Source organism: Stenotrophomonas sp. HMSC10F07, from assembly GCF_001807895.1.
GTDB classification, from domain to species: domain Bacteria; phylum Pseudomonadota; class Gammaproteobacteria; order Xanthomonadales; family Xanthomonadaceae; genus Stenotrophomonas; species Stenotrophomonas sepilia.
Window position 1 is genome coordinate 38777 of sequence record NZ_KV791442.1, and the last position, 23637, is coordinate 62413.

A 23637-nucleotide genomic window follows, 5' to 3' on the forward strand; every position below is an offset into this window, starting at 1 on the left:
CACGTGAAGCGTCTGTTCGGCGAAGAGCAGCTGCGCACAGTCAACCAGTGCTTGCGAACCATCGGCGACCGGCGCGAGCTCAGTCGCTACCACTTCAACGAAGCTAAAGACCGAATGGAGGGTGCCCTCCAGGGCCGCGAAACTTTCGAGTTGACTGCCGCGCTCCTGGGGGCGTTCGACACCGACGATCGGCAGTTCAGCGCCGCGCGATTTCAGGCGTATGCGCACACGGTTGCCTGCATCCAGAACATGCACGCGGTCGTCGATAACATGGTCCATTTCGCCTACTACGTCCTCGGCGCCAACTTGGACCCAGCCACCCGCATTGAGAAGGAGCGCGACATCACCTGGTCCAAGGTGAGCAAGAAGCTCATCGCGGGGCCCATCAAGGTTGGGTTGAGCGCCTTACTGGACGATCCGGGCTTCACCTACCTGGCGGCTCTGAGTAACCACTCCAAACACCGTTCCATCGTCGAGGTGTCCTACTCGGTGAACTTCGAGTCGGACGCGGTCGAACACGGCCTGCGATTCAACCCCTTCACCTACGACGGAGTGACCTATCCCACCAAGTGGGTTCGCTCCACGCTGATCGACGAATACCAGCGGCAAGAGGGCTTGATACTGACCATCGGCAATGCGGTGAACAACGAGCTCAGGGATCGATCCTGAGCCCGACGGTCAGCGGCGCACCAAAGCCGCCTGCGATGGGCCGTAAACGTATTCGGTGATCGTCCCGTCCTGGATGCGCTCTGCCGCTTCATCGATGACGTGGAGCGGCACTACGAACCACTCGCGCGGCTTCACCGGGTTGCCGAACCGGTCCTCGATCGTCAGATCCAACCGGGCTTCGTGGAAAATGCGGTGGAACAGGTTCTCCAAGCGGGTGCGGTTGAGGTTGGACAGCTTACAGGCGGCTACCACCTCCATCTTGGGATGACACGCGCATGCTTCTTCGTCTTGAAGCGGGTGGTGCCGTGACGGGCGTCGTAATCACTGCGCAGAACCGCGCAGCCAAGTCACATAGCCCCGGCAAGCGTCGGTCACGCTGTCCTTGACCACTTCTAGCGGCACTCCCCGCTCGGCCGTTTCGGTCAGCAGCTTGCGGGCTTGCGTGCGTGCTGCTTCGATGGTGACACCGGGCCACTTTTCTAGTGCACGGCTATTGCTCCTATGCCATTGCACGTTCCCGGACTGTACGCCGGATGGCTGGACACGCAGGAACAACTGCGGAACTGCCACATCCCACAGTCGGTAGGGTTCGGATTCGGGTTCCGCGGCCGTACGATGGCCGGGGACAGCTTCTTTGGGAGCTTCACTACGCCCCCGTAACAGCTCCTGTAACAGCAATTTTGAGTGCATCGCCATGTCGCGCAATGTCGAAATATCCGGTAAATCAATCGCTTGAATTTTAAGTTCTTGACCTAGAAGGGCTGCTATTGGCCTTCACACGGCGAAGGTCACAGGTTCGATCCCTGTACCGCCCACCATGTTGCAGAACGAGAGAAGCCTCCAGCAATGGGGGCTTTTTTGTTGTCTGCGATCCAGCAAGATCAGCTGGAAGCACACGCCCTTTCAGCCGTGCCGCTCCAGCAGCTCGCGCGCGATCATCGCCGTGGCATCCAGCAGGTCGTGGCCGCTACCGGCCTGCACCACCACCGCCAACAGACTACGGCCCACCTCGGCATTGCCGCTGGTGAGTTCCATCTCGCCCTCAAAGCACAGATCGGCCAACCATTCATGGGCCTGCTGCAGCCCGCGCTTGCGGACGCGGCGGAACTCCGCGAGCAGCTTCGCCTGGCCGGCCACTTGCTCACCATCGGCAAGCAGGCCGATGGCACCGCCGTGCGCCGCGCGCCAGAGGGCCGGTAGCGGGCGACCGTTCGCGTCCACCACGTCCGGCGAGAACTGCGCGCAGTACATTTCGTAGCGCTTGCCCGCTGTGCTGCGGGGCACGATGCCGGCCTCGGCGAGCAGGCGTTCGGCTTCATCCAGTCTGTTGAACTTCAAGCGCAGCAGTGCAGGGCGGCTCAGCTGTTGTGCCAGCGCGTGCTGGTTGGCGGCGAACCAGACGTTCCAGCCCACGGTTGCGCGGCCTTCCAGTGCGGCCTTGAAGTATTCCAGGTGTTCGGCGTCCATTGCGGTCTCCTGCGCTCCCTGCGCGATTGTAGCGGGAGCGTATCCGGGCCGGTCAGGCGTCGCCGCCGGAGAGGCAATGATGTGCCTCGCGCACCAGTTGTCGTGCGGCCACGATCAGTCCGTCGATATGGAAGGCGCCCAACTGCTCGTCCGGGCCGCCTTCGTTGCGCGCATGGTCGGCGGCCTGCAGCAGATCGAGCAATGCGCCGAGCCCAGATAGCGAGCGGCGCAACGAAGCGTGATTGCTGGCGCCGAGGGTGAGGCTGATGCACGGCTGTCCGTCATCACCGTCGGCCTGGTTGATCGAATTGAGACGGGCGAAGAAAGCGGGCAGCTGCGCGGACAAATTCTGCGCGTTCAGGGCGCACTCGATCTCGCGTGCGAGGTCTTCCGGCACATCGGCGGCGACGTTGCCGATCAGGGTGTGCAGGCGGGGATGGATGGCGATGCGGTTGGTCATGGCGAAACCCTCACTGGCGTAGGGCCACCTTCCGGAGTGAAGGTGGCGGACGGTGCGGGTTGGCGTACCAAGGCAAACAAGCTTCAAGGGAGAAGAACGCCTGGCGGATCTTGCGATCCCCACGCACCGCCCGCCAATGAGGGCAGTCGATGCATTCTCTCAACTGCGATTTCTCTCGCAGTCCTTGAAGCCTGTTCGTTTATTCGAGACGCCAATCCCGGCCAAGGCGTCTTGCCTCGGCGCGGCGATCTTCAAGCTGGGCAATCACATCGGTCTGTAAGGAAAATTCTCAACTGTCCCTAGGCAGGCCGGACGTTTTCCGATGTGTGTCGTTCGACACGCGCGAGTAGTGCGGCCCATCACTGATGGCGCGCATCGCCGCCCCTACCGACCGTGCACAAGACGACTCCAGAGCGGCGCCGCCATGGCAATCGCGTCACCCCGCGCGGCGGACGCGGGACCATGCCACGCATGGAGCCAGAGGGTTCCATCCCTGCGCTGTCCCGCCGCCCCGGGCAGGCGTAGTCTCAGCCTGTCGTCGTACCCATCCACTCTGGAGTGCCACCATGCCGCTCGCCCGCATCGATCTTCGCAAAGGCAAATCCGCCGACTACCTGCAACGCGTCGGCGAAACCATCTACCAGGCCATGCGCGCGGTGGGGGTGCCGGAAAACGATCGCTTCCAGATCTTCCAGGAACACGCGCCCGGCACGCTGATCTACGATCCCGGCTACCTGGGCGTGGATCGCACCGACGACTTCATCTGCATCCAGATCACCTGGAACGAAGGGCGCACGCTGGAGCAGAAGAAGGCGCTGTATGCCGGCATCGCCGAGGGCCTGCACGCGGCGGTGGGCATTCGCCGCGAGGATGTGTTCATCAATCTTGTGGAAGTGAAGAAGGAGAACTGGTCGTTCGGGAACGGTCAGGCGCAGTACGTGAGTTGATGCGGGTGCGCTGCGCTGCTTCTTTAGGGCGTGCCAAGGCGCTGTGCTACTTGGCGAGCGGACGCGATTCGTGAATCAGTATCCTGGCGCTTGCGCCACGAAGTGGTGCGATGTCTTCAACCGTGCTGACCTGGACCCGATACCGGCCATGCGCCTGCAACGGCAGCAACGCGATATGCAATCGGTATGCGCCATCGCTGCCCCGTTGGATCTGGGCGTAGTTCAGACCCTTACCGCGGTGCCAGTCTGGCAGTGGCTGGCCAGATCGCGACTGTGCGATCTGATACGCGTCGGGGCTTGCCAGCGGCTGCCAAGTGCCGCCGGACCATTGCTGAAGTCCAACGCGTAAAGGAATGTGCAGGTCGCGCGGAGAAGCAGCATCTGGCGATGGGGAGACGTGCTGCAGATCCAGTTCCACCGCATAAGTGCGGTAGCTGGCAAAATTGCGCGCCGTGGTTTCGAACTCGAACTGCACCTGCTGGCCGGGCGCGTCCACGGCGATGGGCTGTGAGAGTTCCAGCGGCTCTGGCGGTGGGGGCGGCCCCTTGTCGGCGCAGGCGGCAAGCAGCGCGGTCAGGCCGAGCAGGCTGATGCGCTGCCGGTGTGTGATGCGGGTGGTCATGCAGATTCCTCTGGCTCCTTGCCGTGGCCAATTGAACCCTAACGTTGGCGAGGCAGAGCCCGCAAGCGCAGGGACCGCGGTGTGGTGCATTCACATGTCGCCGCGCGAGGCGAGCTCCTGCGTCACCGTGTCGCAGGGGGCAAACCCTGAACGGGGTCCAAGGTTGGGCACAGGCCCGTAGAATGGCCGGGTGCGTCATTCTGTCCTCCACCTCCGGTTCCAGGCCCTGGCATGGCTTGCCATGCTGCTGGTGCTGCTCGCCCCGCTGGTGAGCCGCTGGCTGGCGCACGGTCACGTGGCTGCCGCTGCGCCGGTGGCAGCCATGGACCACGCAATGCACGCAGAGCATGCGCAGCACGCGATGGAAGGGCACCGCGACCATCACGGGATGGCGATGCCGCACGGCGAGACCGCAAAGAAGCCGCCCGCCGATCCGCATGCCGATCATGAGATGGGCGTGGATTGTGATTACTGCCTGATTGCAGCGCGGTTGATCACGCTGTTGGTGGCGGCAGTGCTGCTGTTGATGCCGATGGCACCGGTGTGCCGCGCACTGCGCGGTGCGGTGCAGACGTTGCCGCAACGGATCAGCGGCACGTTGGGAGCGCGTGGGCCACCGGCCTTGATGGCTGCCTGAGCCGCACGCGCGTTGCACTGCTCGTTCTTCCATGAGGTTGCCGGCCACGGCCGGTGCCCGCACGCGCGTGTCTGTCCCTTTCTGATTGCTGCCCTGCCATTGCGGGGTGGCCTTGCATGCCGTGAACAAATGAAAACGAACCCCAACTCCGCGCGCCTGTGCCGGGCGACGCTGCCTGTCCTGTGCGCGCTGCTCCTGCATGCCGCGCCCCTGCTTGCCGCCGACGCGGCACCCCCGACCACGCTGGATACCGTGCGCGTGGTCGATACCCGCAGCGGCGAGCTGTCCTCCACTGCCAGCGCAGGCTCTGCATTGGGCCTGAGCGTGCTGCAGACGCCGGCCAGCCTGACGGTGATTTCGCGCGAGCAACTGGAGCAGCGCGGCGACAGCAACCTCAACGATGCGATCAGCCGGGCGGGCGCGATCAGTGCGATGCCGCACCCGGGCAATGGCCTGAGTGCGCTGTCCAGCCGCGGCTTCACCGATGGCGCCTCGGTGATGCGCCTGTACGACGGGCTGCGCCAGTACGGCGGCGTGGGCATCACCTTCCCGTTCGATACCTGGTCGATCGAGCGCATCGAAGTACTGCGCGGGCCGGCCTCGGTCATCCACGGCGACGGTGCGATCGGCGGGGTGATCAACATCGTGCCGAAGAAGCCCTCGCGCGGCGCCATCGAAAACGAGATCAGCGTGACCGTGGGCAGCGAGGACACCGCGCGCCTGGGTTTCGGCAGTGGTGGCGCGCTGACGCCCGAGCTGGCCTACCGGCTGGATGTGAGCGGCAACTACAGCGGTGGCTGGGTCGATCGGGGACGCAACAGCGATGCCACCTTCTCCGGCGCGCTGCTGTGGCAACCGCGTACCGACCTGCAGCTGACCCTGACTCATGCGCAGGGCCATCAGAAGCCGATGCGCTACTTCGGCACGCCGCTGGTGGAGGGACGCCAGTTGGACGCGCTGCGCCATCGCAACTACAACGTGGACGACAGCGAGATCCGCTACCGCGACCGCTGGACCCAGCTCGACGCGCTGTGGACACCGAACGCGAACGTGGAATGGCGAACCCGCGTCTACCAGATCGACAGCCAGCGTGATTGGCGCAATGCCGAGGCCTATGTCTACAACCCGCGCACCGGTTTGATCGATCGCTCGGGCAACACCCAGATCACCCACAACCAGGACCAGACCGGGCTGACCTCGACGCTGCGCGTGCAGGGCAATGTGGGCGGTAGGGCGAACAGCTTCGCGGTGGGCCTGGACGCCAACCGCGCGCACTTCAAGCACACCAACAACACCTACGCCGGCAGCTCCGGCCCGGTCGATCCGTTCCATCCGGTGCCGGGCCAGTTCGCCAGCGATGCGCCGAACCTGCCGCGCTACCGCAACACCGCCGAACAATACGCGCTGTTCGTGGAAGACCGGTTGGCGCTGAGCGAGCGCTGGTCGGTGCTGGGTGGGCTGCGCCACGACCGCGCGCGCATCGATCGCACCGATTTGATCAGCGGCCAGAACGCGTTTTCAAAGACCTACAGCAGCACCGGCTGGCGTGCAGGCACGGTATTCGCTCTGCGGCCGACGCTGAGCCTGTATGCGCAGTACTCGCAGGCGGCAGATCCGGTCAGTGGACTGCTGATGATCAGCCCCGCCAATGGAGCGTTCGATCTGGCCAAGGGGCGGCAGATCGAGGTGGGCCTGAAGCAGGCCTTCGATGGCGGCGAGTGGACGCTGGCGGCGTACCGCATCCGCAAGAACGGGCTGCTCAGCCGCGATCCGCTGGTGCCGGATCGCCGGGTACAGGTGGGCGCGCAGACGTCGCGCGGCATCGAGGCGTCGTTGAACTGGGCGTTCGCGCCACGCTGGTCGCTCGATGCCAATGCCACGGTGCTGAAGGCCGAGTTCGAGGACTTCCTGGAAACCACAGGTTCGCCCGTGATGGTGGTGTCGCGCGATGGCAACATGCCGCCTAACGTGGCCGAGCGCCTGGCCAGTGCGTGGCTCAGCTGGCAGTTCGCACCGGACTGGAGTGCGGCGGGTGGCGTGCGCTACGTCGGCAAGCGCTACGCCGACAACGCCAACACACTGGAGCTGCCCGGCTACAGCACCACCGACCTGGCACTGACCTGGCAGGCGGCACCGCGCATGCGGGTGAGCGCGCGCCTGTTCAACGTGTTCGACAAGGCGTCCTACGCGACGGCGTACTACACCAGCACACAATGGTTGCTGGGTGCGGACCGCCGCGTCGAGTTCACGCTCGACCACCGCTTCTGAGGACGCCGGCGATGTCGCTGCGATCCACCGCCAAGCGCTGGACCTACCTGGTGCATCGTTGGCTGGGCATCGGCGGATGCCTGCTGATGCTGCTGTGGTTTGTCAGTGGCATGGTGATGCTGTTCATTGGTTACCCGAAGCTGACACCCGGTGAGCGGCTGGCGGCGTTGCCGGTGCTGGGTGAGGCCCGCGACCTGCAGGGGCTGTCGGTACTGCCGGCTGCCGTGCAGGCCGAGCCGGAGGCTGTGGCATTGACCACACTGCGTGGCGAGCCGGCGTATGTGGTGCGAAGTGGCAACCACGTGGGCGCCTGGTCTGCCGTGACCGGCCAGGCGCTGCTGCCGGTGTCGGCACAGCGTGCCGAAGCGTCCGCTGCACAGTTCGCCGGAGGCCCGGCCTTCGTGGGTGCGATGCGCGTGGACGAGGACCGCTGGACGCATTCGCGTGCACTGGACGCGCATCGGCCGCTGTATCGCGTCGAGGTGGGCGGTGAGCAACCGGGCGACCTGTATGTGTCCTCGCGTACCGGCGAAGTGGTGCTGGACGCGCCGCATATGCAGCAGCGCTGGAACTATGTGGGCGCCTGGCTGCACTGGTTGTATTTCCTGCGCATGCAGTCGGTGGACCCGGTGTGGACGTGGGTGGTGATCGTGCTGTCCGCACTGTGCACGCTGGCGGCGGTCAGCGGCATCGTGGTGGGTGTGTGGCGCTGGCGTTTCCGTGGGCACTATCGTTCCGGTGCGAAGACACCGTACGTCGAGCCGTGGATGTGCTGGCACCATCTGATCGGTCTGGTGGCAGCGGCCTTCGTGTTCACCTGGATCTTCAGTGGCCTGATGTCGATGAATCCATTGGGCGTCTTCAGCAGCACGCATGCTGCGATCGACGGTGGGCGCTATCGTGGCGGCGCGGTGGCGGTGGATGGCGCGTTGGGCGATCCGGCGAAGCTTCTGGCGGTGGCCGATGCTGAGTGCTTCCGGCCAGTTGAGATCCAGTGGCGGCGCATCGGTGGTGAGCTGTTCGCGGTGCTGCTGGATGGGAAGGGCGGCACCCGCATCGTGTCCAGCACCCATGGGCGCCTGCAGGTTGCGCGGTTGCTGCCGGCCGCGTGGCTGCAGCAGAAGGTGCGGGCGCTGTCCGATGCGCCGATGCAGGATTTCGTGGTCCGACATGTACCGGATGCCTACTTCTATCCGCGTGCGCCCGAGGCCATGAATGGTGCGGCGGTACGCCGCTTCCCGGTGGCAGTGGTGGACTTTGGCGATGCGGAGGCGACGCGCGTCTATCTCGATCTGGCGACCGGCGATCCGTTGCTGACGATGGGGCATCGCGAGCGGGTGGGGCGCTGGTTGTTCTACTTCCTGCACAGCTGGGACCTGCCGGCGATGCTGCGCCAGGAAGGTGCCCGGCTGGCGGTGCTGCTGCTGCTGAGCGCTGCTGGCACCGCACTGTGTGCCACGGCGACGGTGATCGGCTATCGGCGATTGCGGATGAAGCTGCGGCGCAGGCGGCGCTGATGCCCTGGGCTACACCCGCAGCCAGCGCGTGGACACCGCCACCAGCAACAAGGCCGTGGCCACGCCGACGAACGCGGCGATCAGGCCGAAATGGTCTGCGGCGAAGCCGATCAGTGCCGGTCCGGCAAGGATGCCGGCAAAGCCCAGCGTGGATACCGCCGTGATTGCCAGCGCACCCGGCATGCGGGTCTGGTGGCCGGCCAGCGAGAACAGCGCGGGCGCGATGTTGGCGCAACCGAGGCCGACCAGCACATAGCCGAGCAGCGACGCCAGCCACGGCGTGACCAGGGTCAGCACCAGCACGCCCGCAGCGGCAAGCAGGGCACCGAACACGATCGCACGCTGGCGGCCCACGCGCGCCACCAATGCATCGCCGATCAGGCGCGCCACGGTCATGGTCAGGGTGAAGGTCACGTAGCCGACGCCGGCCAGGCTGGCATCGACGCGCCGCACATCGCTGAGGAACACCGCGCTCCAGTCCAGCATCGCGCCTTCACCGAGGAAGGCGACGAACGCCAGCACGCCGATGAACAACACGATGCCGTGCGGCAGGGCCAGCATCGGTGTGTCGTGCGGCATGCGTTCGCTGTGCCAGTACGCTGCCGACAACAGCATCACCAGCAGCATGGCGCCAACGCCGATCAGCACCGATGCCAAGGGCGGCAGCTGTGCGGACAGCAGCACGGTCATGGTGGCCGCGCCGAGGAAGCCGCCGATGCTGAAGAAGGCATGGAAGCCGGACATCATCACGCGCCGTGCTTCGCGCTCGACGATGACGGCCTGCACGTTCATCGTGCAGTCCATTGCGCCCACGGCGGCACCGAACACGAACAGCACCAGGCCCAGTGACCAGGCCGAACCGGCCAGGGCCAGGCCGGGCACGGTCATGCAGATCAGCAGGCTGCTGGCCACCATCACCCGCCGGCAACCGAGGCGCGCGGCCAGCACACCGGACAACGGCATCGCCAGCAGCGAACCGGCACCGAGGCAGAGCAGTACCAGCCCCAGCGTGGCGTCGTTGATCCCGGTGCGTGCCTTGGCGAACGGCACCAGCGTGGCCCACAGTGCGGTGGCGAAGCCGGGAATGAAGAACGCAGCGCGGGTCGCGTGCTGTTCGGCACGCGCGCGGTTGGCAAGGGACATGAGCGATACGGTCAGGGGGGAGTGGGGTGTACCGCGATGCCGGCGGCGCGGAAGCGCGCCGCCAATGCGGGCGGCGCGGTGGTGGTCAGCACCAGGTCGTCGATCTCGTCGAGGCTGGCGATCTGCCAGTGGCCGCGGGCACCGAGCTTTTCAGTAGTGGCGGCGACGATGACGCGGCTGCTGCACGCGACCATCGCGCGCTTCAGCGTGGCCTCTTCTGCATCCATTGCCCATACACCAGTATCGCCGTCCACCGCGCAGGGGCCGGGCAGGTACACGTCGGCGCGCAGGCGCTGCACCTGGGCCAGTGCTTCTGCGCCGACCGCACCGCCACCGCTGGCCAGGCGGCCGCCGATCAGCTGCACCGAGGTGCCATCAAGCATGCTGGCGGCCGTGGCGATCTGTGGCGCATTGGTGATCACCGTCAAGCCGAGGGCGGGCGGCAGCTGCTGGGCGATCGCCAGGTTGGTTGAACCGGCATCGAGCAGTACAACCTGATTGGGTTGCAGCAACGCGCACACGCGTGCGGCCAGCTCGGCCTTGTCGCCGCGGTCGCGGGTCAGGCGCTCGCGCAGCGGCCGTTCCTTGGGCGGCGGCAGCACGGCGCCGCCGTAGACACGCTGGCACAGACCCTGTGCGGCCAGCTCGCGCAGGTCGCGGCGGATCGAATCTTCAGAGACGGCATAGCGGCGCGCCAGTTCGGCGGCGACCACGCGGCCCTGCTGGCGCAGTTCTTCGAGGATCTGCCGAGTGCGTTGGGCGGGGAGGGGGCTGGGGTCTGAGCTCATACCATAAGTCTGCACGTTCGTGCATAAATGTGCAACAACGTGCAATTGGCATCGGGGACACAGCGCGGCTGGACTGCCGGTGAATCCTCCCGCGCCCACGTCTATGGATCGCCCTCGCGGCCCGGCATGATGGCGGGGCACCTGGCATGGAATCCACGATGTCCCCCACTGTTCACCGCAAGCTGCGCATCGGCGCGGACCAGTACACCGGCCAGAAAGTGGTCGACCAGCAGTTCCACGAATGCGATTTTTCCAGTGTGGACCTGACTGCCACCGAGTTCATCAACTGCAGCTTCTATGACGCCGAAAGCCGCAGTGGCTGCCGCTTCAACGGCGCCACGCTGAAGGAAGCCAGCTTCCGCAGCTGCGACATCAGCATGTGCCACTTCAATTTCGTCAAGGCATTGGGCCTGGAAATCAGCGAGTGCCGCGCGCAGGGCGCGGATTTCAGCAACGCCAGCTTCATGAACCAGATCACCCCGCGCAGCGGGTTCTGCAGTGCCTTCATCAAGAAGTCGAACCTGCGCTATGCCAATTTCTCGCGGGTGACGCTGGAAAAGTGCGAGCTGTGGGAAAACCGCTGGGACGGTGCGAACGTCAGCGGCGCCAGCTTCGCCGGCTCGGACCTGTCCGGCGGCCAGTTCGAGGGCATCGACTGGAGCAGCGCCAACTTCACCGGCTGTGACCTGACCCACTCGGAGCTGGGTGAGCTGGACCTGCGCAGCACCAACCTGCGTGGCGCAACGCTGGATGTGCAGCAGGTGGCGCTGTTGATGCAGCGCATCGGCATCACCGTGGTGCCGTAGGCATCACCCGGCGTACGCCACCCAGCCCCTGAAGCTGAAGCCTGCATAGAACAGCTCCACGCCATCGAAGCCGGCCTCCTGCAGCAGGGCGACCTCCTGTTCGGGCGCCAGCAGCGGCAGCCGCTCGGCAATGGCCTCGATCGCGCGCTGCGCATCGGCGTGGGCAACCCCCGAAGCTTCGGCGAACGCTGCGTAGCGCTGCAACCAGCGCAGCTTGCCGGCCGGATCCTGCGGCACGCTGTGGTGCGCCACCACCAGCGGCGCGCCGGGCTGCAGGCGCCGGTGCAGCTCGCGCAGCGTGTGCAGGCGCAGCGCGGCGTCGAGGAAGTGCAGGGTGAGCAGGCAGCTGGCCCCATCGAAGCGCAGGTCCGGGGCATCGTCGATGTAGCCTTCCAACAGTTCGACGCGTGCGTTCAACGGGCCCAGTGTCTGCTCGGCCACGGCCAGCATCGGCGCGGCCGGGTCCACGCCCAGCAGCTGCCAGCCCGGCTGCGCCTCGGCGAAGGCTTTCAGCTCCAGCCCGCCCCCGGCACCCAGAACCAGCACGCGGCCGTGTGCGGGAACGCGTTCGGCCAGCAGCAGGCGGCTCATCTGCTGCAACGCGAGGAACCCAGGCACCTGGCGCAGTGGCGCTTCGGCATAGCGGGCCACCGCCTGCGGATCGGAGAACGTGGACATGCGCGGATTCCTGCAGCAGGGGACATACCACTGTACCGTGGCATGCAAGTGCCTTTGCCGCGGGACACTCCTAGCTGCGTTGACCGGCTTGCATCCAGCTCAGCGCAATGCCCGCGCCAACACTTGCCAGATCCGTGCGTCCTGGCATTGCGATACGTTGAAGCGCAGATAGTCGGCCGCGCGCTGCGACTGGCTGAACGCGTTGCCCGGTGCCAGCACGATGCCCTCGCGCAGGCACTGCCGCGCCAGCGCGGCGGAATCGCGGCCATCGGGCAGCTGGCACCACAGGAACAGGCCCGCTTCCGGTTGCAGCCACGGGGTGATTCCCAGCGTGTGCAGCTTGCGCAGCGTGTGCCGGCGGGCATCGGCCAATCGCGAACGCACCGATTGCATGTGGCGTCGGTAGCCACTGTCGGTCAGCGCGATGTGCATCAGCTGCGCGGCCAGATGGCCACCGCCGAAGCTGGTCGCCAGCTTCAGGTCGGTCAACGCTTCGATCCAGTCATGGCGTGCAGCGATGTAGCCGCAGCGAGAGGCTGCCGACAGCGTCTTGGAGAAACTGCCGACGTGGATCACCCGTGACAGCCCATCGAGTGCCGCCAGCCGCGGCGCGGGGTGCAGTTCAAAGTCGGCGAAGATGTCGTCCTCGACGATGATCAGTTCGCTGCGCTCGGCCCGGCCCAGCAGGCGGTGCGCGGTGCTGGCCGAAAGTACCGCACCGGTCGGGTTGTGCAATCCGGAATTGGTGATGTACAGCCGCGGCGAATGGTCCTGCAATGCACGATCGAACGCTTCAAGGTCCGGGCCGGTGGGCGTGTACGGCACACCCACTGCCTGTACCTGGTGCGCCTTCAGCAGCGCGTGGTAGTTGAAGTAGCTCGGGTCATCGACCAGCACGCAGTCGCCGGGCTTGAGCAGGAAACGGCAGATCAGGTCGACCGCGTGCGTCCCGGATTCGGTCAGCAGGATCTGCTCCATCGGTGCATCGATGCCGAGCGTGGCGCTGCGCCTCTGCAGCAGCTGGCGCAACGCGGGCAGCCCGAGTGGGCCGGCGTAGTCGACCAGATGCACTGCATCGGCACGCGCCAGCCGACGCAGGCCGCGGCGCATGCCATCGTGATACAGCCAGTTACTGGGCATCCAGCCGCACCCCGGCTTGAGGTGGCCCGGCGGGTTTTCCAGCGATTGCCGCGACACCCACAACGGATCCACCGCGCGGTCCAGCCGCGGTTCCATTTCGGCCAGGGCGAGCGGTGCGGCCGGTCCGCTGACGTAGAAGCCGGAACCGGCACGCGCGCTGATCAGCCCTTCGGCCGCCAGGCGCTCGTAGGCCTCGACCACGGTGGAGACCGACACGCCCATCGCCGCCGCCTGCGCGCGTACCGAGGGCAGGCGGGAGCCGGGGCCATCGACCCGCGCGGTGATGCGGTTGCGGACCGCCTGGATGACCGATTCGATGCGGGTAAGCGGACGTGGCATGTCAGCACTGTAGTGGAAGTGTGGGCAATACAGTTCTTTGTGACTGTACTGGATTGTAGCTGGGGCGGTTCCGCCATGGATGCTTCCATACAGGCTCTGCCAGGCGTCGCCTGGCACTTCAGGAGCACAGGCGTGGAACGGTCGGCGAGCGGTTGGATCAATGGCTTCATCGGGGTGGTGATTTTCGCGGGCTCGTTGCCGGCCACCCGCCTGGCGGTGCTGCAGCTGGATGCCGGGTTCGTCACCGCCGCACGCGCCACCATCGCCGCCGTGCTTGGCCTGGCGCTGCTGCTTATGCTGCGCCAGCCGTGGCCGCGGCGCGGTGACCTGCCTGGGCTGGTGGTGGTCAGCCTCGGCGTTGTGGTCGGTTTTCCACTGCTGACCGCGCTTGCGCTGCGCCACGCGTCATCGGCACATACCATCGTGTTCCTCGGCCTGTTGCCGCTGAGCACTGCGCTGTTCGGCGTGCTGCGCGGTGGCGAACGGCCGCGCCCGGTGTTCTGGTTGTTCTCGTTGCTGGGCAGTACCTGCGTGGTCGGCTATGCGGTGCGCAACGGCATCGAGGCGTCATTGCAAGCTGACCTGCTGATGCTGGCGGCCATCGTGGTGTGCGGGCTGGGCTATGCCGAAGGCGGCCGGCTGGCCCGTCATCTGGGCGGCTGGCAGGTGATTAGCTGGGCACTGCTGCTGGCGCTGCCGGTGATGCTGCCGTTGACGGTGCTGATGCGCCCGGCCTCGTTCACTGCGGTCGGTGCCTCGGCGTGGTGGGCGCTGGGCTACGTGGCGGTGTTCAGCATGCTGATCGGCTTCCTGTTCTGGTACCGCGGGCTGGCGCAGGGCGGCATCGCCGCTGTCGGCCAGTTGCAGTTGCTGCAGCCGTTCTTCGGCTTGGCCCTGGCCGCGCTGCTGCTGCACGAATCGGTCAGCCTCAGCATGGTGCTGGTGACCGCGGTCGCGGTGATCTGCGTGGCAGGCGCCCGCCGCTTCAGTCGCTAGGAAAAAGGGACGGAGGGGATTAAGTCGTAACAGGCACAGTAGGGCCGATTACGACTTAATCCCCTCCGTCCCCTTTTTATGAGGCGTCCTGGAACAGGTTGGCAACGGCGTAGTCGATGAACACCCGCAGGCGTGCACTGGGATGGCGCCCACCGGGCCATAGCAACGAGAACTGCCCCTGGTGCGTGGGCAGCGCAGGCAGCACCCGTTGCAGGCGGCCATCGCCCAGCGCGTCAGCGGCGAGGAAGTCAGGCATCCAGGCCAGGCCCATGCAACCGATCGCAGCGGCCAGCACGGCTTCCATGTTGTTGCAGGTCATCGCCGTGGGAAGCCGCGCCCCGGCATCGCCTTCGATACCCGGCAGCTGCCACGCATGCAGCTTTCCGGTGGTGGGGTAACGGAAGCGCAGCGCGGTATGCATGCGCAGGTCGCCTACATCGCCGGGTGTGCCGTGCGCCTGCAGGTAGCCCGGCGCCGCACAGAGGATGAAACGAAAACCACCCAGCCGCCGTGCGGTCAGGCTGGAATCGGCCAGTTCGCCGCTGCGTATCACCGCGTCCAGGCCTTCGCTGACCACATCGACGATGCGGTCGTTGAAGTCCAGTTCCAGCTGCACCTGCGGGTAGCGCTGCTGGAAGCCGGGCAGCACCGGCAGCAGGAAGCGGTAGCCGATGGTGGGCAGGCCGATGCGCAGCAGCCCACTGGGGGCGTGCTGTCGCTGCGCCAGGTCCGCCTGCGCTTCGGAAAGCTCATCCAGTGCGCGGCGACAGCGCTGCAGCAGCAGTTCGCCTTCGTCGGTGAGGTGCACGCGGCGGGTGGTGCGCTGGAACAGGCGCGTGCCGAGTTCCTGTTCAAGCCGGGCGATGCGCTTGCCGACGGCCGAGGCTGACAGACCGAGTACGCGGGCCGCACCGACGATGCTGCCTGCCTCCGCGGTGCGGACAAAGGCGAGCAGGGCGGAGATGGAGTCCATGGGGAGCATGATTGCGGAACGGTTGGACGTAATCAACGTCCATCGAGCCTGTTTTTCTGGAATAGCGGCCTGTCCATCATCAATGCCCCTGATGGATGGAGGCCCGCATGGCCCCGGATTCGATGCTCCCTGTACCTGCCCGCGCGCAGCAGCGCTGGGCCCTGCTTGCGGTCTGCCTGGCCGCGCTGGCGTTGCCGTTGTCCTTCTCTGCCGGTGCAGTTGCGGTGCCGGCGCTGGCCCGCTCCGCAGTGGCATCGCCCACTGCGCTGGCCTGGGTGACCAACGCCTTCATGCTCACCTTCGGCAGCCTGCTGCTCGCTGCCGGTGGCCTGGCTGATCGCCATGGCCGACGGCGGATGTTCCTGCTGGGCACGGCCGGCTTCACCGTCGCGACGGCCGCTGTATGCCTGTCGCCTACGCTGCTGTGGCTGGATCTGGCGCGCGGCCTGCAGGGCGTTGCCGCCGCCGCAGCGCTGGCCTCGGGCACCGCTGCGCTGGCGCAGGGCTGGCAGGGACCGAGGCGTGCCCGTGTCTTCGCCCTGCTGGGCACGACATTCGGTGCGGGCCTGGCGCTGGGGCCGCTGCTCGCGGGCCTGCTGCTGCAGGCGCTGGGCTGGCGCAGCGTGTTCGCTGCGGGCGGTGTGGTGACGTTGGCGGCGTTCGCACTGGCCGCGCGCGCGTTGCCCGAAAGCCATGGCGAGCGCCGACGGCTGGATATCGGCGGCATGCTGAGTTTCAGCCTGACGCTGGCTGCGTTGACCCTGGCCCTGCTGTGGCTGGGCGAGTTCGGCCTGCACGCCGTGCGTGTACAACTGGCGCTGCTGGCGACGCTGTTGTTGGGCGGGGTGTTCGTCACTATCGAACGACGGCACCCATCACCATTGCTGGACCTCTCACTGTTCTCGCAACCGGCGTTCCTCGGCGTCCAGCTGCTGCCGGTGGCGACCTGCTTCGGCTACGTAGTGCTGCTGGTCGTACTGCCCCTGCAGCTGCTCGGCGTACTTGGACAGAGCCCGACACAGGTGGGGCTGCAGATGCTGGCCCTGTCCGCACCGATGCTTGTGCTGCCCTTGCTTGCCGCGCGCTGGGCGGAGCGCGTGGGAAGTGCGCGGCTTTGCACTTTGGGACTGCTGGTGTGTGCCTCCGGTCTGTACCTGCTGTCGCGGCAGGCGTCGCACCCATCGCCCTCGCAGTGGGTACCGTTGCTGATGCTGATCGGCGCAGGAACGGCGTTGCCGTGGGGGCTGATGGATGGGCTGTCGGTGAGCGTGGTACCGGTGCAACGTGCGGGCATGGCTGCAGGCATCTTTGGAACCGTACGGGTGGCCGGCGAAGGCATCGCGTTGGCTGCGGTGACTGCACTGCTCGCGCTGCTGATCGGTCGGCAGCTGCAAGGGGCTTCGCCCGCGTCGTTGGCGCGTGCCGGCGCTTATCTGGCGAGCGGGTCCCGCGCGCAGGCTGTGGCGCTGCTGCCGGCGATGAGCGCTGAGCAGCTGCAGCAGGTCAGCACCAAGGCGATGGCAACACTGCTGCGTGTACTGGCGCTGCTGACGGCTGCGTGTGCTGTGTTGTTGCACCTGTTGCTGCGGAAACGAAAAGGCGCGTTGGCCGGGCATACGGCGTAGCAGGCTCATCGCCCCCTCCGCCGTCATCCCGTTGTCGTCTTCCGCTCACGCCGCCCATGCCCACCCAGGTCTAATGTTGATCGTCCCCGTCCCCCACGGAGACCCGCCATGTGGCTGCTCGACCATCTCTGGCCCGGCCGTAGACCGCTTCCTCCCCCGGTCGCGGACGCGCCGCAGGCACCGCCGCGCCGGCCTTGGCTGAAACGACCCGCGCGGGCGGGGCGCAGCGGCATGGCGCCCTGGCAGAAGATCGCCACGCCGCCGCGGCGCACGCGCCACTAGCCGGTGCGGTCTGACGGGTGGTTGACCCCGTCGCTGACCGGAATGACCCCCAGCGCAAACGGGTCGATGCCCTCCAGGCAGGCCACGTTGTAGCCGTACTGGTCGGGGTTGGAGCGGCGCCGGTGATGGGTGTAGATGCCGCACACCCCGCAGAAGTAGTGCTCGGCCACATGGGTGTTGAACTGGTACTTCTGCAGGTGATGCTGCCCGCGCACCACCTGCAGGCCCTGGCGGGGGACGCTGGCGGCGATGGCACCCCGGCGCCGGCACATCGAGCAGTCGCAGCGGCGCGGGTCGACGATGCCGTCCGGGAGGTCCAGCAACAGCTCGACCGTGCCGCAGTGGCAGGTGGCGCGGTGCTGGGGTTGGACCGGAACGCCGGCCACGGAAGTGATGCCCATCGTTGCTCCTGTGAAGTGAACCTGGCCGCATGGACCGCCGCAGACGGTGCGCCGGCGTGCCTGAACAGGCCGTAGATGCCACGGTGGACCCGCTTGTGGCTAACTATGCGGCTTCGGGACCGCGACAGGATGCCAGTGAAAGCCGCAGGACGTTGGATGACAGGAAGTGCCATGGCGCTGGCGGCGTTGTGGGTGACCGGGCTGCTGGCCTATCAGGTGCCGGGGCCGGGCTGGCTGGCCAATGGCGTTGCGGCGCTGTGGCTGCTGGTTGCGCTGTGGGCGTCGTGGCGGGTCGCGCGTGGTCGCAGCAACCGCCGCCTCGGCATGGCGTATGGCGCTGCGCTGGCGCTGGCCGGCCTGTGGTGGCTGCTGCTGACCCCACGCCAGGACCGCGTGTGGGCCGATGACGTGGCCCAGCGCCTGCATGTGGTGTCCTTCGACGGGCGCCACGTGGCGTTCGACAACGTGCGTGATTTCACCTGGCGCAGCGAAACCGACTACGACGCGCGCTGGGTGCGCCGCGAATACGACCTGGACCAGTTGCGCTCGGCCGATCTGGTGCTGTCGTACTGGATGGGCCCGGCGATCGCCCACACCCTCATCTCGTTCGGTTTCGAGGACGGTCGCCACGTGGTGTTCTCGCTGGAGATCCGCAAGGAGCGAGGCGAATCGTTTTCGGCACTGGGCGGGTTCTTCCGCAAGTTCGAGATGACCCTGGTGGCCTCGGAAGAGACCGACATCATCCGCACCCGCACCAACGCGCGTGGCGAGGATGTCTATCTGTACCGCCTGCACGGCATGGACCACGCGCAGCTGAAGGAACTGTTTGCCGCGTACATCGCGCAGGCGCGCGAACTGGATGCGAAGCCGGGCTTCTACAACACGCTCACCAGCAACTGCACCACCATCGTCTTCGACCTGGCCCGCCACATCGCGCCGCGCCTGCCGCTGGACTACCGCCTGCTGCTGTCCGGGTATCTGGCCGAGTATGCGCAGGAGGTCGGCGCACTCACCCCAGGCGTGCCTTATGCCGAGCTGCATGACAAGGGCCGTATCACCCAGCGTGCGTTGGACCTGGGCAGCGGCGACCACTTCTCCACCGTGATCCGCCAGGGCGTACCTGGCACCGAGCAGGACCCGCAGTAATGACTCGACTCCTCCTGATCCGCTGGCAGCGTGCGCTGCCGGTGTTGTTCGCCGCCTTCCTGCTGCTGGGCAGCAGTGGTTGCGCGATGGTCACCGTCAAGCAGGTCAAATCCAGCGATTCGCTGGTCAACAAGCGTGCCGACGTGCTCAATACCGGCAAGCTCAGCCCCGCTGCGCGCGAGACGCTAAGCGCGGCAGGCCTGGACGAATCGCAGTGCGAGAAGGACTTCCTGGTCTGCCGCAGCACGCTGCTGATGACCGACGATCTCAATGTCGAGCAGCGGCTGTCTGCGCTGTCCGAACTGTGGGTGAAGGCCGCGCTGGCGCTGACGCCGAAGAAGACCGCAGCCGGCGATCCGCCGATGAGCGACGCAGCGCTGGACGCTTGGCTGGAAGCCGCGCGCTACGCCTATGCCTACCTGTTCTACAGCGGCCGCTCACCATCGGATCGCGCCTTCGAAGACCGGCAGACGCAGGTGCGTGACTACTACAACTACGCGGCCGAGAAGGCGGCGGTGGTGCTGTTCGTCCGCGCGCGCGCCGCTGCGTTGGCTGGCGAGGACTACACGAAGCCGATCTCGGTTGGCAGCTGGTCGCTGGCTTCCAACTACCAGCAGCTGAACCTGAAGAGCATTCCCGCGCAGCTGGTGCCGGCTGGCACGGTCAGCTTCGTCGGGCTGCGCAGTACTTATCGCCGTGATGGCTTCGGTGCCGAGCTGGTGATGGTGATGGACCCGCCGAAGCTGGTCGCACCGGTGATCGCGCCTGAGGGCCCGAAGGCGGAGACACCGCAGGATGACGAAGAGGGCGCACGCCGTGGCCGCCGTCATCGGCATGACGATTCGGTGCCCGAGTTCAGCGAGATGTCCTCGATCAACGTCACCGCGTTGCTGCGCTTCGAAGGCAGCAGCCTGGACGATGTGATGCGGACGCGCCGGGTTGAACTGGATGCCTATTCGCCGGAAGCCACCGAGCGCATCACCCTGCACGGCGAACAGGTGCCGCTGGCCGGCAATTTCACCGCGGCCTACGGCCTGTGGCTTGCCCAGAGCGGTTTCGCCCGGCAGTCACTGCGCACCCTGTTCGGCATGAGCGAGGGCATCGGCGAGCCACACATCTACCTGATGCAGCCGTGGGACCCGAACCGCCGCATCATCTTCATGCTGCACGGCCTGGCCAGCAGCCCGGAAGCCTGGGTGAACCTGGCCAATGAGATCATGGGCGACCCCGAGCTGCGCCAGCAGTTCCAGGTGTGGCAGGTCTATTACCCGACCAACGCACCGATCGCGCTGAACCGCTACGAGATCGCCAATGCGTTCAACGACACGCTCAAGCACTTCGATCCCAATGGCAGCACGCGTGCATCGAAGGACATGGTCTACATCGGCCACAGCATGGGCGGCGTGCTCGCGCGGCTGCTGGTGAGCGATTCCGGTGACGTGCTGTGGAACGACCTGCTGGCCAACTATGACCTGAAGGGCGAACGTCTGAAGCGCGTGCAGAACAAGCTGGGGCCGTTGCTGCATTTCAAGGCACAGCCGAACGTGGAGCGCGCAATCTTCATCGCTGCGCCGCACCAGGGCACCGATATTGCCGGCAACAAGGTCGGGCGCCTGATCGGTCGCCTGGTACGCCTGCCACTGACCATCCTCGGCAAGTTCGAGGACGTGTTCATGGCGCTGGCGCAGGCCGAGCAGCAGGTCGATGGCACGGCCAAGCCGAAGATTCCCAACAGCATCGACAACCTCAAGGCCAGCGACCCGTTCGTCAAGGCCGCAGCGCAGCTGCCGATCGAAGCGGGACTGAAGTACCACTCGATCATCGCCCAGCGCAAGCCGGAGCTGCCAGTGGACAAGTCCGATGACGGACTGGTGCCGTACTGGAGTGCGCACCTGCCGGGGGCGCTGTCGGAGAAGGTCATCATTTCCGGCCACAGTGTGCAGGAGACCCCGCAAGCGGTGCTGGAAGTGCGGCGCATCCTGCACCGGGATATTGATGACGTGGGCGCCGCTACCAGGTAGTGCCGGCCGCTGGCCGGCATCATCACGGCATTCCTGTGTGCGCGGAGGTTGCCGGCCAGCGGCCGGCACTACCTTAATGTGGCTGCCTACACCCGCCGTGCGATCGCCGCGGCCAGCACCGCCAGGCCGAAAGTGATCGCCAGGCACAGCAGGTAGCCGGTGTGCGGCGCGCTTTCCACGAACAGCGCGAACAACGCACCGGAGACCGCCAGCGCGGTGGTCACCGACAGGGCCTCGCTCAGCTGCAGGGCCGACGTGTTGGCACCCTGCTCATGCGCTGCTGACAGCGAAAGCGTGAGTACCGAGAGGCTGGCGTAGATCATGCCCATGCCGAAACCGGTGACCGTCCAGCCCACCAGGGCCACCGGCAATGGCACTGCATTGAACAACACCGCAAGCGTTGCGGCGATGCCCACCGTCATCATCGCCGTGCCGACGCGCAGCAGCTGCTGGCGTGACCAGCCGCGCTGCTGGTGACCCTGCAGCCAGGAGCCGGCGAACCAACCGAGTGCGCCGAGGCTGAGCACCGCGCCGGCCCAGCTGGGCGGGAGTCCGCGTTCGCGCTGCAGCAGCAGCGGCAGGTAGGCTTCGCAGGCGAAGAATGCGGCAGCGGCGACGCCGCGCAGTGCGATCACGCTGGGCAGGCCCCTGCGCAGGATCAGCGTTCCGGCCGGCAGCAGGCGATGCACGCATAGCAGCAGCGCCAGCATCGCCACGCCGATGCAGAGCAGGGCGGTCGGACCGTGCTGCTGGCCGCCGAAGTACAGCAGCAGCGCCGCCAGCGATGCACCACTTGCCCAGCGCACGATGTTCCCGCGCCCCTCGTCGTTGCTGCTGTCGGCGGAAGGCTGCGTGCACGCCAGCGCAGGCCGCAGCAACAGGGCAGCAGGGACTGCCAGCAGCGGTACCGCCAGGAACACCCAGCGCCAGCCGAGATGCTGGACGATCAGGCCGCTCAGCGCCGGGCCGACCATCGAGGGCACCACCCAGCCCGCCGAGAATGCCGCGAACACCTTCGGCCGCAGGTGCTCGGGGTAGCTGCGGCCGACCATCACGTACAGCGAGACCGAAATCGCGCCCGCACCCAGGCCCTGCAGCAGGCGCCCGGCCACCAGCATGCCCATGCGCACGGCGAAGCCGGCCAGCAGCAGGCCCAGCACGAAGCAGGCCAGGCCGTACCACAGCGGCCGTGCCGGGCCCTGGCGGTCGGCCCAGCGTCCGGCCAGGGTCATGCCGATCACGCTGGTGGCCAGTGTGCCGCCGAAGGCCAGCGCATACAGGCGCAGGCCACTGAGTGCTTCGGCCACGGTGGGCATCGCGGCCGCGACGGCCAATGCTTCGAAGGCGTGCAGCGCGACCAGCGCGACCATGCCGAGGGTGGTGGCGCGGTAGCGCGCGGACAGGATCGATGTGTCAGCCGGCAGGCGGGTGTCGGCGGGAGAGAGGGTCGGGGTCATACCGGTCAGGGGGCGGGCCGCGCTTGTCAACGGGCGGCGAAGATAGCAGCATGCCACCTCAACTGTAGTTGAGGTCAAGCAATGGCATCCCAGGAACTAAGCGTTGGCGAGGTCTCCCAGCGCAGTGGCGTGGCCGTTTCCGCACTGCATTTCTACGAGCGCAAGGGGCTGATCAGCAGCCTGCGCACCTCGGGCAACCAACGCCGTTACAGCCGCGACGTGCTGCGCCGGCTGGCGGTGATCCGCGTTGCGCAGCGGGTGGGCATGCCATTGGAAGCGGTCGGCCGCGCCTTCGAGAGCCTGCCTGAAGGCCGTGCACCGACCAAGGCTGACTGGGCCAAGCTGTCCGCGCGCTGGCGCACCGAGCTGGAAGAGCGCATCCACATGCTGCAGCTGCTGCGCGATGAACTGACCGGCTGCATCGGCTGTGGCTGCCTGTCACTGCAGCATTGCCGCCTGGCCAACCCTGGCGACGTTCTCGGCGAACGCGGCGATGGCCCGATGCGCTGGGAATGAAAAAGGGGACGCGCTCCCGGTAGCGCCGGGCCATGCCCGGCGGACGAAAACGACTTAATCCCCTCCGTCCCCTTTTTCTTACCAGACCGTGATCGTCTCGCCGCTCTGGATGCCTTCCACTGCACGCTGGAAGGCCAGTGCGGCGCGTTGTGCGCTTACCGCTTCGAAGCCCGGGAAGTAGGGGCCGTAGGCCGCCATCGATTCGATCAGTACGTTCGGGCTGACCACGTTGATGCGCAGGCCGCGCGGCAGCAGCTCCAGTGCGGCAGCGCGCACGAAGCCTTCCAGTGCGGCATTCACTGCGGTGGCGTTGACGCCGTCGCGGATCGGCTGCGCGCTGATGATGCCGCTGGTCAGGGTGATCGAGCCACCGGCATTGAGGTGGTGCTGGGCGGCCAGTGCCAGCCGCACCTGGCCCAGCAGCTTGTCCTGCAGGCCGCTGTTGAACTGTGCCGGCGTCATCTCCTGCAGCGGTCCGAAATGCACCGAGCCGGTGGTGGAGATCACCGCATCGACTGCACCGGTGCGGGCGAACAGTTCGGCGACGCTGGCGTCGTCAGTCAGGTCCACACGCAGTTCGCCACTGCGGCGGCCGGCGGCGAGAATCTGATGCTGTTGGCCGAGCTGACGGGCGACTGCCTGGCCGAGGGTGCCGCTGGCACCGACGAGGAGGATCTTCATGGCCGTTCCTTGCGTGTGGGAGTGAGCGCAGTCTGCGCCGTCACAGCGTGGTTAGGTA

Annotated in this window: 22 protein-coding genes and 1 pseudogene; 11 read left to right on the top strand and 12 right to left on the bottom strand. The window is 66.7% G+C overall.

All coding sequences use genetic code 11. The annotated features are described in order from the left end of the window. Window positions 1–3: 3 nt before the first annotated feature. Window positions 4–669: a hypothetical protein gene (locus HMPREF3114_RS17155; RefSeq protein ID WP_141750842.1), complete on the top strand. Its 666-nt coding sequence runs from the start codon at window positions 4–6 to the stop codon at window positions 667–669. Between the two features lie 9 nt (window positions 670–678). Here the strand turns inward: HMPREF3114_RS17155 and HMPREF3114_RS17160 are convergent. The 3 genes and pseudogenes from HMPREF3114_RS17160 to HMPREF3114_RS17170 form a co-directional block, all read right to left on the bottom strand. After that, a pseudogene (locus HMPREF3114_RS17160) lies at window positions 679–936 on the bottom strand (GIY-YIG nuclease family protein); the annotation flags it as partial. A 636-nt stretch (window positions 937–1572) separates the two neighbouring features. Then, window positions 1573–2136: a hypothetical protein gene (locus HMPREF3114_RS17165; RefSeq protein ID WP_070490142.1), complete on the bottom strand. Its 564-nt coding sequence runs from the start codon at window positions 2134–2136 to the stop codon at window positions 1573–1575. 52 nt (window positions 2137–2188) lie between these two features. Further along, window positions 2189–2596 (bottom strand): hypothetical protein, encoded by a 408-nt coding sequence (locus tag HMPREF3114_RS17170; protein WP_065177969.1) that lies wholly within the window; start codon window positions 2594–2596, stop codon window positions 2189–2191. A gap of 566 nt (window positions 2597–3162) precedes the next feature. On the opposite strand from HMPREF3114_RS17170, the gene HMPREF3114_RS17175 reads away from it, so the two are divergent. Further along, window positions 3163–3543 (top strand): tautomerase family protein, encoded by a 381-nt coding sequence (locus tag HMPREF3114_RS17175; protein WP_053501099.1) that lies wholly within the window; start codon window positions 3163–3165, stop codon window positions 3541–3543. 46 nt (window positions 3544–3589) lie between these two features. Here HMPREF3114_RS17175 and HMPREF3114_RS17180 read toward each other — a convergent pair whose 3' ends face one another. After that, entirely contained in the window at window positions 3590–4165 is a 576-nt protein-coding gene (locus tag HMPREF3114_RS17180) for a hypothetical protein (protein ID WP_070490145.1), read from the bottom strand. Window positions 4166–4406: 241 nt separating this feature from the next. On the opposite strand from HMPREF3114_RS17180, the gene HMPREF3114_RS17185 reads away from it, so the two are divergent. The 3 genes from HMPREF3114_RS17185 to HMPREF3114_RS17195 all read left to right on the top strand — a co-directional run bounded on the left by HMPREF3114_RS17185 (window position 4407) and on the right by HMPREF3114_RS17195 (window position 8587). Next, window positions 4407–4802, top strand: a complete 396-nt coding sequence (locus tag HMPREF3114_RS17185) for a DUF2946 family protein (RefSeq protein WP_053501095.1) — start codon at window positions 4407–4409, stop codon at window positions 4800–4802. A gap of 129 nt (window positions 4803–4931) precedes the next feature. Continuing rightward, the gene (locus HMPREF3114_RS17190) at window positions 4932–7070 is read left to right on the top strand and encodes a TonB-dependent receptor (RefSeq protein ID WP_070490147.1); all 2139 of its coding nucleotides are present in this window, start codon (window positions 4932–4934) and stop codon (window positions 7068–7070) included. Between the two features lie 11 nt (window positions 7071–7081). After that, a complete protein-coding gene (locus tag HMPREF3114_RS17195; protein ID WP_070490149.1) occupies window positions 7082–8587 on the top strand; it encodes a PepSY domain-containing protein in 1506 nt (501 codons plus the stop codon). A 9-nt stretch (window positions 8588–8596) separates the two neighbouring features. Here HMPREF3114_RS17195 and HMPREF3114_RS17200 read toward each other — a convergent pair whose 3' ends face one another. Continuing rightward, window positions 8597–9730, bottom strand: a complete 1134-nt coding sequence (locus tag HMPREF3114_RS17200; RefSeq protein WP_070490151.1) for an MFS transporter — start codon at window positions 9728–9730, stop codon at window positions 8597–8599. A gap of 11 nt (window positions 9731–9741) precedes the next feature. Further along, complete coding sequence (locus HMPREF3114_RS17205; RefSeq protein WP_053499766.1) at window positions 9742–10518, bottom strand: DeoR/GlpR family DNA-binding transcription regulator; 777 nt, start codon at window positions 10516–10518, stop codon at window positions 9742–9744. Between the two features lie 158 nt (window positions 10519–10676). Between HMPREF3114_RS17205 and smqnr the strand changes: the two genes are divergently transcribed. Further along, on the top strand, window positions 10677–11324 hold the full coding sequence (gene smqnr / locus HMPREF3114_RS17210; RefSeq protein WP_065177962.1) for a SmQnr family pentapeptide repeat protein: 648 nt from the start codon (window positions 10677–10679) through the stop codon (window positions 11322–11324). 3 nt (window positions 11325–11327) lie between these two features. On the opposite strand, the gene HMPREF3114_RS17215 is transcribed toward smqnr, so the two are convergent. Continuing rightward, window positions 11328–12002, bottom strand: coding sequence for a class I SAM-dependent methyltransferase (locus HMPREF3114_RS17215; protein ID WP_070490153.1), 675 nt, complete (start codon window positions 12000–12002; stop codon window positions 11328–11330). A gap of 99 nt (window positions 12003–12101) precedes the next feature. After that, the gene (locus tag HMPREF3114_RS17220) at window positions 12102–13481 is read right to left on the bottom strand and encodes an aminotransferase-like domain-containing protein (RefSeq protein WP_053499771.1); all 1380 of its coding nucleotides are present in this window, start codon (window positions 13479–13481) and stop codon (window positions 12102–12104) included. 132 nt (window positions 13482–13613) lie between these two features. Between HMPREF3114_RS17220 and HMPREF3114_RS17225 the strand changes: the two genes are divergently transcribed. Continuing rightward, the gene (locus HMPREF3114_RS17225; protein ID WP_070490154.1) at window positions 13614–14477 is read left to right on the top strand and encodes a DMT family transporter; all 864 of its coding nucleotides are present in this window, start codon (window positions 13614–13616) and stop codon (window positions 14475–14477) included. 76 nt (window positions 14478–14553) lie between these two features. Here the strand turns inward: HMPREF3114_RS17225 and HMPREF3114_RS17230 are convergent, their stop codons facing one another. After that, complete coding sequence (locus HMPREF3114_RS17230) at window positions 14554–15450, bottom strand: LysR family transcriptional regulator (protein ID WP_053499775.1); 897 nt, start codon at window positions 15448–15450, stop codon at window positions 14554–14556. 107 nt (window positions 15451–15557) lie between these two features. Between HMPREF3114_RS17230 and HMPREF3114_RS17235 the strand changes: the two genes are divergently transcribed. Then, the gene (locus HMPREF3114_RS17235; protein ID WP_053499793.1) at window positions 15558–17075 is read left to right on the top strand and encodes an MFS transporter; all 1518 of its coding nucleotides are present in this window, start codon (window positions 15558–15560) and stop codon (window positions 17073–17075) included. Between the two features lie 278 nt (window positions 17076–17353). Here HMPREF3114_RS17235 and HMPREF3114_RS17240 read toward each other — a convergent pair whose 3' ends face one another. Then, a complete protein-coding gene (locus tag HMPREF3114_RS17240; RefSeq protein WP_014646209.1) occupies window positions 17354–17758 on the bottom strand; it encodes a GFA family protein in 405 nt (134 codons plus the stop codon). A 171-nt stretch (window positions 17759–17929) separates the two neighbouring features. Between HMPREF3114_RS17240 and HMPREF3114_RS17245 the strand changes: the two genes are divergently transcribed. Both HMPREF3114_RS17245 and HMPREF3114_RS17250 read left to right on the top strand, forming a co-directional pair. Then, complete coding sequence (locus HMPREF3114_RS17245; RefSeq protein WP_053499777.1) at window positions 17930–18904, top strand: Lnb N-terminal periplasmic domain-containing protein; 975 nt, start codon at window positions 17930–17932, stop codon at window positions 18902–18904. Then, the gene (locus tag HMPREF3114_RS17250) at window positions 18904–20925 is read left to right on the top strand and encodes an esterase/lipase family protein (RefSeq protein WP_053499779.1); all 2022 of its coding nucleotides are present in this window, start codon (window positions 18904–18906) and stop codon (window positions 20923–20925) included. Before HMPREF3114_RS17245 ends, HMPREF3114_RS17250 begins: the two co-directional genes overlap by 1 nt. Window positions 20926–21011: 86 nt before the next feature. Here the strand turns inward: HMPREF3114_RS17250 and HMPREF3114_RS17255 are convergent, their stop codons facing one another. Beyond that, entirely contained in the window at window positions 21012–22382 is a 1371-nt protein-coding gene (locus HMPREF3114_RS17255) for an MFS transporter (RefSeq protein ID WP_053499781.1), read from the bottom strand. An 81-nt stretch (window positions 22383–22463) separates the two neighbouring features. Between HMPREF3114_RS17255 and soxR the strand changes: the two genes are divergently transcribed. Continuing rightward, a complete protein-coding gene (gene soxR, locus HMPREF3114_RS17260) occupies window positions 22464–22898 on the top strand; it encodes a redox-sensitive transcriptional activator SoxR (RefSeq protein WP_005415534.1) in 435 nt (144 codons plus the stop codon). A 78-nt stretch (window positions 22899–22976) separates the two neighbouring features. Here the strand turns inward: soxR and HMPREF3114_RS17265 are convergent, their stop codons facing one another. Next, window positions 22977–23579 carry a short chain dehydrogenase gene (locus HMPREF3114_RS17265; protein ID WP_005415535.1) on the bottom strand — a complete coding sequence of 201 codons (603 nt, stop codon included), beginning with the start codon at window positions 23577–23579 and terminating at the stop codon, window positions 22977–22979. Window positions 23580–23637: the final 58 nt, after the last annotated feature.

Bases quoted from the DNA above. Each gene is read 5' to 3' on its own strand.
- HMPREF3114_RS17165 (WP_070490142.1), bottom strand. From the start codon at position 2,136: ATGGACGCCGAACACCTGGAATACTTCAAGGCCGCACTGGAAGGCCGC.
- HMPREF3114_RS17170 (WP_065177969.1), bottom strand. From the start codon at position 2,596: ATGACCAACCGCATCGCCATCCATCCCCGCCTGCACACCCTGATCGGC.
- HMPREF3114_RS17175 (WP_053501099.1), top strand. From the start codon at position 3,163: ATGCCGCTCGCCCGCATCGATCTTCGCAAAGGCAAATCCGCCGACTAC.
- HMPREF3114_RS17180 (WP_070490145.1), bottom strand. From the start codon at position 4,165: ATGACCACCCGCATCACACACCGGCAGCGCATCAGCCTGCTCGGCCTG.
- HMPREF3114_RS17185 (WP_053501095.1), top strand. From the start codon at position 4,407: ATGCTGCTGGTGCTGCTCGCCCCGCTGGTGAGCCGCTGGCTGGCGCAC.
- HMPREF3114_RS17190 (WP_070490147.1), top strand. From the start codon at position 4,932: ATGAAAACGAACCCCAACTCCGCGCGCCTGTGCCGGGCGACGCTGCCT.
- HMPREF3114_RS17195 (WP_070490149.1), top strand. From the start codon at position 7,082: ATGTCGCTGCGATCCACCGCCAAGCGCTGGACCTACCTGGTGCATCGT.
- HMPREF3114_RS17200 (WP_070490151.1), bottom strand. From the start codon at position 9,730: ATGTCCCTTGCCAACCGCGCGCGTGCCGAACAGCACGCGACCCGCGCT.
- HMPREF3114_RS17205 (WP_053499766.1), bottom strand. From the start codon at position 10,518: ATGAGCTCAGACCCCAGCCCCCTCCCCGCCCAACGCACTCGGCAGATC.
- smqnr (WP_065177962.1), top strand. From the start codon at position 10,677: ATGTCCCCCACTGTTCACCGCAAGCTGCGCATCGGCGCGGACCAGTAC.
- HMPREF3114_RS17215 (WP_070490153.1), bottom strand. From the start codon at position 12,002: ATGTCCACGTTCTCCGATCCGCAGGCGGTGGCCCGCTATGCCGAAGCG.
- HMPREF3114_RS17220 (WP_053499771.1), bottom strand. From the start codon at position 13,481: ATGCCACGTCCGCTTACCCGCATCGAATCGGTCATCCAGGCGGTCCGC.
- HMPREF3114_RS17230 (WP_053499775.1), bottom strand. From the start codon at position 15,450: ATGGACTCCATCTCCGCCCTGCTCGCCTTTGTCCGCACCGCGGAGGCA.
- HMPREF3114_RS17235 (WP_053499793.1), top strand. From the start codon at position 15,558: ATGGCCCCGGATTCGATGCTCCCTGTACCTGCCCGCGCGCAGCAGCGC.
- HMPREF3114_RS17240 (WP_014646209.1), bottom strand. From the start codon at position 17,758: ATGGGCATCACTTCCGTGGCCGGCGTTCCGGTCCAACCCCAGCACCGC.
- HMPREF3114_RS17245 (WP_053499777.1), top strand. From the start codon at position 17,930: ATGGCGCTGGCGGCGTTGTGGGTGACCGGGCTGCTGGCCTATCAGGTG.
- HMPREF3114_RS17250 (WP_053499779.1), top strand. From the start codon at position 18,904: ATGACTCGACTCCTCCTGATCCGCTGGCAGCGTGCGCTGCCGGTGTTG.
- HMPREF3114_RS17255 (WP_053499781.1), bottom strand. From the start codon at position 22,382: ATGACCCCGACCCTCTCTCCCGCCGACACCCGCCTGCCGGCTGACACA.
- soxR (WP_005415534.1), top strand. From the start codon at position 22,464: ATGGCATCCCAGGAACTAAGCGTTGGCGAGGTCTCCCAGCGCAGTGGC.
- HMPREF3114_RS17265 (WP_005415535.1), bottom strand. From the start codon at position 23,579: ATGAAGATCCTCCTCGTCGGTGCCAGCGGCACCCTCGGCCAGGCAGTC.